This window comes from Cupriavidus sp. WS (assembly GCF_000395345.1).
Taxonomy (GTDB): Bacteria; Pseudomonadota; Gammaproteobacteria; order Burkholderiales; family Burkholderiaceae; genus Cupriavidus; species Cupriavidus basilensis_B.
The window spans coordinates 1-10,422 of sequence record NZ_AQPL01000373.1; the positions used below are offsets into that span (position 1 = coordinate 1).

9 protein-coding genes are annotated in these 10,422 nt (G+C 72.6%); all 9 read left to right on the forward strand.

Features of this window, described 5'->3' with window-relative positions; all coding sequences use genetic code 11:
* Window positions 1–2,728 (forward strand): DNA translocase FtsK (locus K206_RS39420; protein WP_020205515.1); only part of this gene is annotated, 2,728 nt, incomplete at its 5' end.
* Window positions 2,729–2,905: 177 nt separating this feature from the next.
* Window positions 2,906–3,085, forward strand: a complete 180-nt coding sequence (locus K206_RS0127115; protein WP_020205516.1) for a hypothetical protein — start codon at window positions 2,906–2,908, stop codon at window positions 3,083–3,085.
* A 41-nt stretch (window positions 3,086–3,126) separates the two neighbouring features.
* Window positions 3,127–3,903, forward strand: coding sequence for a DUF2968 domain-containing protein (locus K206_RS39425; RefSeq protein WP_020205517.1), 777 nt, complete (start codon window positions 3,127–3,129; stop codon window positions 3,901–3,903).
* A gap of 111 nt (window positions 3,904–4,014) precedes the next feature.
* Window positions 4,015–4,383 (forward strand): cupin domain-containing protein, encoded by a 369-nt coding sequence (locus K206_RS39430; protein WP_020205518.1) that lies wholly within the window; start codon window positions 4,015–4,017, stop codon window positions 4,381–4,383.
* A gap of 534 nt (window positions 4,384–4,917) precedes the next feature.
* Window positions 4,918–5,484: an FMN reductase gene (gene msuE, locus K206_RS0127130; protein ID WP_020205519.1), complete on the forward strand. Its 567-nt coding sequence runs from the start codon at window positions 4,918–4,920 to the stop codon at window positions 5,482–5,484.
* Window positions 5,485–5,498: 14 nt separating this feature from the next.
* Window positions 5,499–6,647, forward strand: coding sequence for an FMNH2-dependent alkanesulfonate monooxygenase (ssuD, locus tag K206_RS0127135; protein ID WP_020205520.1), 1,149 nt, complete (start codon window positions 5,499–5,501; stop codon window positions 6,645–6,647).
* Window positions 6,644–7,828 (forward strand): acyl-CoA dehydrogenase family protein, encoded by a 1,185-nt coding sequence (locus tag K206_RS0127140; protein ID WP_020205521.1) that lies wholly within the window; start codon window positions 6,644–6,646, stop codon window positions 7,826–7,828. Before ssuD ends, K206_RS0127140 begins: the two co-directional genes overlap by 4 nt.
* Window positions 7,829–7,832: 4 nt before the next feature.
* Window positions 7,833–9,095 carry a sigma-54-dependent Fis family transcriptional regulator gene (locus K206_RS39435; protein WP_020205522.1) on the forward strand — a complete coding sequence of 421 codons (1,263 nt, stop codon included), beginning with the start codon at window positions 7,833–7,835 and terminating at the stop codon, window positions 9,093–9,095.
* A gap of 43 nt (window positions 9,096–9,138) precedes the next feature.
* Window positions 9,139–10,380, forward strand: a complete 1,242-nt coding sequence (locus K206_RS0127150) for an acyl-CoA dehydrogenase family protein (protein ID WP_020205523.1) — start codon at window positions 9,139–9,141, stop codon at window positions 10,378–10,380.
* The last annotated feature ends 42 nt before the right edge of the window (window positions 10,381–10,422 follow it).

A 10,422-nucleotide genomic window follows, 5' to 3' on the forward strand; every position in this document is an offset into this window, starting at 1 on the left:
CGCGCCGCGCGCGACCGTGGTCAGCAGCCCGTTCCGCCAGCCGAACCTGACGCCGCGCTCGGCCATCACCACGCTGCCCGAGGCCGCTGCGCCGGCGCAGCGGCCTGTCCCGGTCGCTCCGGCCGCTGCAAAGGAAGCGCCGCCGCCAGCGCCGCAGGAGACTGTCGAGCCAGCTGCCGTCGCGCAGGAAGCGCCGGCCGCGATGCTCGCGGAGACTTCCCCGGCGCAGCCAGAGAAGGAAGCCGCCGCCGCGCCTGAAAGCGAGGTGGCGGTGGCCGAAAGCGACGCGCCGGTGGTCGAAGCCGCGCCCGCGCTGCCCGAAACGCTGCAGCCGGTCGCCGTGCTGTCCGCGGGCGACGTGGCCATCCCGGCCGCCGATGCCGCAGCCGATGCCGCCAATGCCGACGATGCCGACGACGAAGCCCGGCGCGCCACGCTGGCGCAGATTCGCCTGGAAGCCGAGACGCTGATGGCCGAACTGAAGGCACTGGCCGCCGGCACGCCGGTGCCGCGCACGGCCGCCGCGCCGGATGCGCCGGCGGTTGCGCCAAGCGAGGCCGCTGACGTGGCCGAGGCCCCGGATGCGGTCGACGACGTGGTGATCCCCGCCGCCGCCGCGCCCGCGGACGGCCTCGCCGAATCGCTCCACGCCAGCCTGCTCGCCGACGACGAGGAAACACCGGAACCGGAAATGGCGGCCCGCCCGGAGGCAGGCACGGAGGAGGGCGCCGACAACGTGCTCGATGCCAACCTGCTGGTCGAGTCTTCCGGCGAGGCTGCCGGGGCCGATGAAGCCCTGCCGGCTGCCGATGCCGCCGTGGCGGAGATCCAGCCGGCCGGGCAGGCCGATGCGGACGCCGGCACGGAAAGCGAAACGGCAATCGAGGCAGCAAGCGGGACAGCAAGCGGGACAGCAACCGAAGCCGAAGCCAGCCCGGAAGCCAACGCTCAACCGGAAACGGAAGCCGCAGCAGCACCGGAACCGCCCCCCGAAACCGAACGCGCACCCGAGCCGGCAGCGGCATCCTTGCCCGAGCCGCCGCCCGGCAGCGCCGCCGCCGACTCCCGGCCTGGCGCCGAGCCGGAAATCGTGCCAGCCGCTGCCGCCGCCCCCGCCGCGCCCGCGCCCAAGCCGCGCATCGTGCTGCCCGCCGTGGTCGGCAAGACCGTGCCGCTTGGCGCCGCCGCCGCGCCCGCGCTGCCGCCCTCGCAGGCCATCGCCGTCACGCCGGCGCCCGCGCGCATCGCCGACTACCGCCTGCCGCGGCTTGAATTGCTGGAGGCCGCCACCGCCGACATCGAGCAGGTCAGCGAAGAGCGCCTGCAGGAAACCGGCAACCTGATCGCGCAGCGCCTGGCCGAGTTCAAGGTGCCGGTGTCGGTGGTCGGCGCCTCGGCCGGCCCGGTCATCACGCGCTTCGAGGTGGACCCCGCGATGGGCGTGCGCGGCGCGCAGGTGGTCGGCCTGATGAAGGACCTCGCGCGCGCGCTCGGCGTGACCTCGATCCGCGTGGTCGAGACCATTCCCGGCAAGACCTGCATGGGGCTGGAACTGCCCAACGCGCGGCGCCAGATGATCCGCCTGTCGGAGATCGTGGCCGCCTCGTCCTTCCTCGCGCACAGCTCGAACCTGGTGCTGGCGATGGGCAAGGACATCACCGGCAACCCGGTGGTGACCGACCTCGCGCGCGCGCCGCACCTGCTGGTGGCCGGCACCACCGGCTCGGGCAAGTCGGTGGCGGTCAACGCCATGATCCTGTCGGTGCTCTACAAGGCCACGCCCGACGACGTGCGCCTGATCATGATCGACCCCAAGATGCTGGAGCTGTCGGTCTACGAAGGCATCCCGCACCTGCTCGCGCCGGTCGTCACGGACATGAAGCAGGCCGCGCACGCGCTCAACTGGTGCGTGGGCGAGATGGAAAAGCGCTATCGCCTGATGTCCGCGCTGGGCGTGCGCAACCTGGCTGGCTTCAACCAGAAGATACGCACCGCCGAGGCCGCGGGCGAGCACGTGCCCAACCCGTTCTCGCTCACCCCGGACGCGCCCGAGCCGCTGCGCACGCTGCCGCTGATCGTGGTGGTGATCGACGAGCTGGCCGACCTGATGATGGTGGCCGGCAAGAAGATCGAAGAACTGATCGCCCGCCTGGCGCAGAAGGCGCGCGCCGCCGGCATCCACCTGATCCTGGCCACGCAGCGGCCCTCGGTGGACGTCATCACCGGCCTGATCAAGGCCAACATCCCCACGCGCGTGGCGTTCCAGGTCAGCAGCAAGATCGACTCGCGCACCATCCTCGACCAGATGGGCGCCGAGAGCCTGCTGGGGCAGGGCGACATGCTGTTCCTGCCGCCCGGCACCGGCTATCCGCAGCGCGTGCACGGCGCCTTCGTCGCCGACGAGGAAGTGCACCGCGTGGTCGAGCACTGGAAGCAGTTCGGCGAGCCCGACTACGACGAAGCCATCCTCGCCGGCGACCCCGGCGAAGCGGCCGCGGCCGACCTGTTCGGCGAAGGCGGCGACGCCGAGGCCGACCCGCTCTACGACGAAGCCGCCGCCTTCGTGCTCAACACGCGGCGCGCCTCGATCTCGGCCGTGCAGCGCCAGTTGCGCATCGGCTACAACCGCGCCGCGCGCCTGATCGAGCAGATGGAAGTGGCGGGCCTGGTCTCGCCGATGGGCCGCAACGGCGCGCGCGACGTGCTGGCGCCCGGGTCGGGGGACTAAGGGCGGACGAGGGGAGAAAACCGCACAGCGGCAATCGGCGCCTCGCCGCCCACGCATGCCACAAGCCGCACATCCCGCGCGCAATGGCCGAATAACGCCGTCTTTCCCCCGCTAATGTCCGGCTGGATGCCGCGCCGCCTCCCCTATGCTGGAACGATCGAACTTCGGCAGGCCAGCATGGGCGAAGAACCAGTCCTCCCCGTTTCCCTTTCGCTCGACGAGCTCAAGGCGTTCGCCAGCGTGCTGACGCAGGGCTCGCTGCTGCAGGAGGCCACGCTGCAGGTGGTCGCCGAGTGCGAACAGAAGGTGGTCGCGGCAAGCCAGCAGCGCTGCGCGCTGCAGCGGCAGTGGGACTGACGCCCGCCTGGCCCATCCTCCATCGCGCGCAAGGAGCTCCAGTGAAGCAGATCGCCGAACCGTACATGGACGTGGACACCGACGAGCCGTCCACGCTGAGGCAGATCCTCGGCGAAGCGCTCGCGGGCGCCGCCGCCGGGGCGGTCGAGAACATCGACACCCTGGACGCGGCCGACGCCATCGACGCCATCATCGGCCCGGCGCAGCCCGCTCCGGGCCAGGCCGACGCGCGCGAAGGCCAGCGCCAGTTCCCGCGCCTGATGCCGGTGGCGTCAGCCGCCCAGCCGGGCGCGCGCGCCGTCAAGGTGGCGGACATCGCCGGCTTCGAGCGGCTTGCCGAGCAGGACGCGCTGACGGAATTCCGCGTGTTCCGCAGCTTTGGTTATTCGGTGGTGCTGTTCTTCCACGCCGCCGAGATGGTGTTCTACACCGTGCTCTACCAGGACGGCTCGCCGTGGCGTGTGATGGCCTGTCCCGACCACGAGACCAGCGAATCGGTGTTCGCCCATTTCGAGGAGCGCGCGCGGCGCTGGGCCGAGGGCGAGGCGCGCTGCGCGCTGGTCAAGGCCCGCAACGCGCATCTCGCGCGCCTGTTCGAGCAGTCCGAGCAACGGGCGGAGCGGCTGCGCAGCGACCTGCAGCGCGTGGCGCTGCAGGAGCAGGCGCTGAACGCGCGCCAGCAGCAGGTGCGCCGGGAACTGACCCGGCTCGAAGGCCTGCGCGTCGCGGCGCAGGCCCAGCTCAACAAGTCGGCCCGCCAGGCCCACCAGCTCATGCTGGCGGAAAACGAAGGGCTGCCGCATCTGCCGGGCCGCTGAGCGCCGCGCCGTCGCCGTCGTCGTCACCGTTGTCGCCACCGTCACGCACGGCGCCGGCGCAAACCGGCAAAATGGCGGGGGCCGGCGCCGCCGGCCAGTGCGGAGACGATGATGGACACCACCAACGAGCCGGCCGGCGGCGTGCCGCACGGCAATCTTCTGGCCGACGTGCCGGCGGACCGCGCCGCCGAGCGCTTCGACGCCTTGCTGGCGCGCCCCGGCCTCAAGATCGAGCGCATCGTCTCGAACGGGCAGGCCAGTCCGCCTGGCTTCTGGTACGACAGCGCGCAGGACGAATGGGTGCTGCTGCTCAGCGGCAGCGCCGGCCTGCACATCGAGGGCGAGGCGCAGGCGCGCCGCCTGCTGCCCGGCGACTGGCTGCACCTGCCCGCGCACTGCCGCCATCGCGTGGCGTGGACCGACGCGGCGCAGCCTTCGGTCTGGCTCGCCGTGCATTTCGGCCCGGCCGCGCAGGGCTGATCCGCGCCCGCCTGGGCGCCGCCACGCGCGCCGCATCCGTGCCCGCATACCCATATGCGGACCGTGCCTCTATGCATAGACGAAATGCGCGCTTCGGCGCGGCGTGCCGCTCGGCTATCGTGTGAGCCTGGCAAGCCGGCCGGTCCGTGGCGGCTTGCGCCACGATGTCCCACGGCCGGCCCCCATCCCGAATCATGTTCTTCCCGCCCCCGGCGCGGCTGTGCGCCGCGCTCGCCGTTTTCCCTCGCCGCAGGCGCGCGCGCCCGCTGTTGCCGGCGCAACAGCGATTCAACAAGCTGTGCCCGCAGCCGCCACGCGATGGCGGCGACGCCGCCGCGCGAAACCACGGATGGCCGCGAGAAAGGCCGGAAATGGTCGCGAACAGGGTCGCGAACAGGGCCGCGAACGGCGCCGATCGCGGCCGCGCGCGCCGGGCTTGCTTCTTGCCTTGTCCACCCACAGGCGCTCGCGCAGGCGAGCCGGGCGGCGTTGCCGCCGCGCCCATCCGGATGCATTCCACAGGAGATTTTCCCAATGGCTAAACCGCTGAACGTAGTTGCCGTCAACGGCAGCGCGCAGCAACCCTCGCGTACCCTGGCGCTGGTCCAGGCCCTGCTGGCCGAGCTCGACACGCGGCTCGTGATCGAGAGCCGCATCGTCAACCTCGGCGACATCGCCCGCCCGCTGGGCGGCGCGCTGACGCGCGCGGAGCTGCCGGCCGAGATCGAGGCCGAGCTGGCGGCGATCGAGGCGGCGGACCTGCTGCTGGTGGCCGCGCCGGTCTACCGCGGCTCCTATCCGGGCCATTTCAAGCATCTGTTCGACCTGATCGGGCAGGAAGCGCTGGTCGACAAGCCGGTGCTGCTGGCCGCCACCGGCGGCAGCGACCGCCATGCGCTGGTGCTCGAGCACCAGTTGCGCCCGCTGTTCGGCTTCATGCAGGCGCTGACGCTGCCGATCGGCGTGTACGGCAGCCCGGGCGAGTTCGAGCACTACCAGGTGAGCAGCCCGGCGCTGGCCGAGCGCATCCGCCTGGCCGCCGACCGCGCGGCGCCGCTGTTCGCCGAGCACCGGCGCACGGCGCTGCAGCGCGTCGCCTGAGGAACGCACCGGCGATGAACGTATTCTGGTTCCTTCCCACGCATGGCGACGGACACTACCTCGGCACCACCGAGGGCGCGCGGCCGGTCTCGCTGCGCTACCTGAAGCAGATCGCGCAGGCCGCGGACGACCTCGGCTACTACGGTGTGCTGATTCCCACCGGCCGCTCCTGCGAGGACTCGTGGGTGATCGCCTCGGCGGTGGCGCCGTGGACCGAGCGGCTGCGCTACCTGGTGGCGATCCGCCCGGGCATCATCTCGCCCACGGTGTCGGCGCGCATGGCGGCCACGCTGGACCGCATCACCAACGGCCGCCTGCTGATCAACGTGGTGACCGGCGGCGACCCCGACGAGAACCGCGGCGACGGCCTCTACCTGGACCACAGCCAGCGCTACGCGGCCTCGGCCGAGTTCCTGCGCGTGTGGCGCCGCGTGCTCGAAGGCGAGGCGGTGCACTTCGAGGGCGAGCACATCAAGGTGGAGAACGCCAAGGCGCTCTATCCGCCGGTGCAGCGCCCGTATCCGCCGCTGTACTTCGGCGGCTCGTCGGAAGCAGCGCACGAACTGGCGGCCGAGCAGGTCGACGTCTACCTGAGCTGGGGCGAGCCGCCGGCCGCGGTGGCGCAGAAGATCGCCGACGTGCGCGAGCGCGCCGCGCGGCTCGGGCGCACGGTGCGCTTCGGCGTGCGGCTGCACGTGATCGTGCGCCATACCAGCGAGGAAGCGTGGCGCGCCGCGGACGAACTGATCGCGCGGATCTCGGACGAAACCATCGCCGCCGCGCAGAAGTCGTTCGCGCGCTTCGACTCGGTCGGCCAGCGCCGCATGGCGCAACTGCACGGCGGGCGCCGCGACCAGCTCGAGATCTATCCCAACCTGTGGGCCGGCGTGGGCCTGGTGCGCGGCGGCGCCGGCACCGCGCTGGTCGGCAATCCGCAGGAAGTCGCGGCGCGCATCAAGGAGTATGCCGACCTCGGCATCGAGAGCTTCATCTTCTCGGGCTACCCGCACCTGGAGGAAGCCTACCGCTTCGCCGAGCTGGTGTTCCCGCTGCTGCCCGAGCCGTATGCGAGCCTGGCGCGCGGCGGCGCCACCAACCTGACCGGGCCGTTCGGCGAGATGATCGCCAACGACGTGCTGCCCGGCGGCAAGGCCACGGCATGAGCGTGCGCCCCCGCGTGGTGCCGCTGGACCCGCGCCGCACGGCGCAGGCGCTGGCGCGCGACTTCGCCCAGACCGCGGCCGAGCGCGACGCGCGCGGCGGCACGCCCAAGGCCGAGCGCGACGCGCTGCGCGCCAGCGGCCTGCTGGCCCTGACCATTCCCGCGGAACTCGGCGGGCTGGGCGGCAACTGGGCCGACATGCTGGCCGTGGTGCGCACGCTGGCCCGCGCCGATGCCTCGCTGGCCCACGTCTACGGCTTCCACCACCTGACGCTGGCCACGCTGCGGCTGTTCGGCAACGCCGGCCAGTGGCGCCCGTGGTGGGAGCAGACCGCGCTGCGCGGCTGGTTCTGGGGCAATGCGCTGAACCCGCTCGACACGCGCACCGTGGCCAGCCGCGGCGAGGGCTGCCACGAGTTTTCCGGCAAGAAGAGTTTCTGCTCCGGCGCCATCGATTCCGAGATGCTGGTGGCCTCGGCGCTGGAAGAGGGCAGCGGCCGCCTGCTGATCGCGGCGCTGCCGACCAGCCGCAGCGGCATCACGCCGCACCACGACTGGGACAGCATCGGCCAGCGCCAGACCGACAGCGGCAGCGTGTCGTTCGAGCGCGTGCGCGTGGAGCCGCAGGAACTGCTGCTCGACCCCGGTCCGCTGAGCACGCCGTTCGCGTGCCTGCGGCCGCTGCTGGCGCAACTGGTGTTCTGCCACACCTTCCTCGGCATCGCCGAAGGCGCCTTCGAGGAGGCGCGCGGCTACACGCTGACCGAGGCGCGCCCGTGGTTCCGCTCGGAGGCCGCGCACGTCACCGAGGATCCTTACGTGCTGGCGCGCTACGGCGAGTTCTGGGTCGGCCTGGAAGGCGTGCGGCTGCTGGTGGAGCGCGCCGCCGCGCACTTCGACCGGGCCTGGCAAACCGGCGAGCGGCTCGACGCCGACGCGCGCGGCGCGCTCGCGGTGGACATCGCCGCGGCCAAGGTGGCCTCGACCCGCACCGGGCTCGACCTTGCCAGCCGCATCTTCGAAGTCACCGGCGCGCGCGCCACGCACGGCGCGCTGCGGCTCGACCGCCACTGGCGCAACCTGCGCACGCAGTCGCTGCACGACCCGCTCGACTACAAGCTCCACGAGCTTGGCGACTGGGCCCTGAACGGCGCCGCGCCCAGCCCATCCTTCTACTCATGAGCCCATGCAGCTAGTGTCCTGGCCACCGGCGCCGCGTCCGGCGCAGCATCTCTCGCACGTCTTCGCCGACCCGAAGTCGCTGGCGCTGCTCAGCCACGTGGAAAAGGTCGCGCCCAGCGAGGCCGGCATCCTGATCGTGGGCGAGACCGGCACCGGCAAGGAGATGATGGCGCGCCACGTCCACAACCTGAGCGCGCGCCGCCACCGGCGCTTCGTCGCGGTCAACTGCGGGGCGTTCTCCGAATCGCTGGTCGACGCCGAGCTGTTCGGCCACGAGAAGGGCGCCTTCACCGGCGCGCTCGGCGCCAAGCCGGGCTGGTTCGAGGAGGCCGACGGCGGCACGCTGTTCCTCGACGAGATCGGCGACCTGCCGATGTCGCTGCAGGTCAAGCTGCTGCGCGTGCTGCAGGAGCGCGAGGTGGTGCGGCTGGGCTCGCGCAAGCCGGTGCCGATCGACGTGCGCGTGCTGGCCGCCACCAACCGGCCGCTCGACGCGGCCATCCGCGACGGCAGCTTCCGCAAGGACCTGTTCTACCGCCTCAACGTGGTGACGCTGGAGATCCGCCCGCTGCACGAGCGCCCCGGCGACATCCTGCCGCTGGCGCAGCATTTCCTGCGCAAGTACGGCGAGCGGCTCGGCTACGGCGAGGTCGCGCTGAGCCCGGAGGCGCAGCACAAGCTGCAGCGCTACGCCTGGCCCGGCAATATCCGCGAACTGGAGAACGTGCTGCACCACGCCTTGCTGACCTGCCAGGACGACCGCATCGACGCGGACGACCTGCATGTGCGTGAGCCGGGCGCGGATACCCACGCGGCGCGGCCCGATGCCGCCGCCGCGCTGGCGGTGCCCACCGAGGCCGGCGCCATGCCCGCCGCCGGCGAGCCTGCCGGCGAACTCGCCGACGAGCCCGCCGCCGCCCTGCTCGAGCGCGCGCTGCTGCGCCTGTTCGACGACGCGCCGGAGGGCGTGCACGAGACCGTGGAGCGCGCGCTGCTGCGCGCCGCCTTCCGCTACTGCCGCTACAACCAGGTCCACACCGCGGCGCTGCTCGGGCTGAGCCGCAACATCACGCGCGCCCGGCTGATCCAGATCGGCGAGCTGCGCGTCAACCGGCGCAAGCCGGGCGAGGCCGAGGGGCCGGGAGGCGATGGCCCGGCCGCTACCGCCAATATCGCCGGCGTGGCTGACATGGCTGGCATGGCTGACACCGCCGCCGCCGACACCGCGCAGCCCGGCGCGGCGAAGGTCTTCGCGATCGCCATCTGAGCCTCGCCGGCATTCCGCAACCATTCACTGGCGCAATACCACCATGCCTGAACAACTTGTCTACCCGGCCCCGGCCGAACTGGCCGCCCGCTTCCGCCCGCTGTTTGCCGAGATCGCCGAACGCGCGGCCGAGCGCGAGCACACACGCGAACTGGCCTTCGATGCCGTGCAGCGGCTGCGCGCGGCCGGTTTCGGCGCGCTGCGGGTGCCGGTGGCGCTGGGCGGGCTCGGCGCCTCGCCCGAGCAACTGGCCGAACTGCTGATCGAACTGGGCGAGGCGGATTCCAACCTGCCGCAGATCCTGCGCGCGCATTTCGGTTTCGTCGAACGCCTCCATGCCGAGGTGGCGCCCGCGCAGCGCGAGCGCTGGCTGCGGCTGGTGGCGCAGGGCGCGATCTTCGGCAACGCCACCACCGAGACCGGCGACGGCGCGCTGGGCCGCCACCGCACCACGCTCGCGCGCGATGCGTCCAACGGACAGGGCTGGCGGCTCGACGGCGAGAAGTTCTACAGCACCGGCACGCTCTACGCGGACTGGATCGCGGTGGCGGCCAACCGCGTCGGCGACGCCAGCCAGCCCGACGTTGTCGATACGGTCAACGTGCTGGTGCCGGCCGATGCCGCCGGCATCGAGCGCGTCGACGACTGGCGCGGCTTCGGCCAGCGCCTGACCGGCTCGGGCACCACGCGCTTCGACGCCGTGGCGGTCGGCGACGACCAGGTGATCAGCTTCCCGCGCAATGTGCCCACGCCGATGACCGCCTTCTTCCAGCTCGTGCACCTCGCCACGCTGGCGGGCATCGCGCGCGCGGTGGAGCGCGACGCCGCCGCCTTCGTGCGCGCCCGCCGGCGCGTCTACAGCCACGGCAGCGGCGCCACGCCGGCCGAGGACCCGCTGGTGCAGCAGGTGGTGGGCCAGCTCGGCGGCACCGCCTTCGTCGCGGCCAGCACGGTGGCGGCGGTGGCGCAGGGCCTCGGCGAGGTGGAGCGCGCGCGCCTGCGCGGCGAGCCGGTGTCCGCGGCCCTGCTCGACGACGTGGAGCTGCGCGCCGCCAAGGCCCAGGCGGTGATACCGGACCTCGTGCTGGCGGCCGCCACGCGCCTGTTCGACATCGGCGGCGCCTCGGCCCTCGACGAAAGCCGCCGGCTGGACCGCCATTGGCGCAACGCGCGCACGCTGGCCTCGCACAACCCGGCCATCTACAAGGCGAGGGCGGTCGGGGACAACGCCATCAACGGCGCCGCGCCGACCTATTACTGGTCGGTGGGGGCCAAGGCGGCCTGAGCGGGGGACGGGCGCGGTTCCCTGGCGGGCCGGCGGCCCGCG